The sequence below is a fragment of the Kitasatospora sp. NPDC054795 genome, assembly GCF_053611565.1.
The window spans coordinates 1-1,267 of sequence record NZ_JBSHAP010000305.1 but is presented as its reverse complement, the minus strand read 5'-3'; the positions used below and the strand labels follow the sequence as shown (position 1 = coordinate 1,267).

1 protein-coding gene is annotated in these 1,267 nt (G+C 70.6%); it reads left to right on the top strand.

Translation table 11 applies throughout. The features are described from left to right. Positions 1 to 1,077 (top strand): peptide chain release factor 3 (locus ACWGJO_RS41625; RefSeq protein ID WP_452190974.1); only part of this gene is annotated, 1,077 nt, incomplete at its 5' end. Positions 1,078 to 1,267: the final 190 nt, after the last annotated feature.

Here is a 1,267-nt window from a genome sequence, read left to right as displayed (position 1 = left end):
GGCAACGCCGGCAACCTGCGCGGCCTGGTCGAAGCGGGGAACACCGAGCAGATGCTGCGCTACACCAAGGTGCCGGCCGGCACGCACGCCGCCCTCGAGGAGCAGCTCACCTCCGAGAAGGCCGCCGAGCAGGAGGGCGAAGCCTGGACGACCGCGCTGGAGGAACTGGAGCTGGTGCTCTCCTCCGGCCCCGGCTACGACCAGGAGGCCTTCGAGGCCGGCAAGATCAGCCCGGTCTTCTTCGGCGCCGCGCTGACCAACATCGGTGTGAAGCCCCTGCTGGACGCCGTGGTCGACCTCGCTCCGGCTCCCGGGCCCCGCCCGCTGGCCAAGGGCGGCAGCCGCGAGGTCGGCGAGGAGTTCTCCGGTCTGGTGTTCAAGATCCAGGCGAACATGGACCCGGCCCATCGCGACCGGATCGCCTTCGTCCGAGTCTGCTCCGGTGTCTTCGAGCGCGGCATGCACGTCACCCGCGCGGCCAGCGGCCGCTCCTTCGCCACCAAGTACGCCCACACCGTCTTCGGGGCCGAGCGCACCGTGGTCGACACCGCGTACCCCGGCGACGTGGTCGGCCTGATCAACGCGAGCGCGCTGCGGGTCGGCGACACCCTTTTCCGCGGCAAGAAGACCGAGTTTCCCCCGCTGCCCGCCTTTGCCCCCGAGTACTTCGCGGTGGCACGGCCCAAGGACATCAGCCGTTCCAAGCAGTTCCGCAAGGGCGTCGCCCAACTCGATGAGGAAGGCGTGATCCAGGTGCTGGTCTCCGACCGGCGTGGCGACCAGGCGCCGGTCATGGCTGCGGTCGGCCCGATGCAGTTCGACGTGATCCTGCACCGGATGGAGCACGAGTTCTCTTCCCCGATCGCCCTCGACCAGCTCTCCTACCGCTTGGCCCGGATCACCGACGCCGACGGCGCCGCAGCCCTGGCCAAAGCCCGTCTGACCAACGGCGAGGTGCTCACCCGCCGCTCGGACGACGTGCTGCTGGCCTTGTTCGCCGACAAGTGGCACCTGAACGCCTTCCAGCGCGCCCAACCCGACATCCTGCTCCAGCCGCTGATCGCCACGGCGGACTGATCGCCGACCTCTCGGCACGGCGGCGCCGCTTGGCACGGCGGACGGCGCATGATGCGGCCCCTGCCGGGGGTCTTCCGGCGCGCGCCGCCCCTGTGGCTGCCGACAAGTCTGTCCGTGCAGGTCATGCGGCATGTCGGTACTCGTGGAGGGTGCCGCCGAGACGGTCGCGTCCGCGGACGTCCAGCCGGGC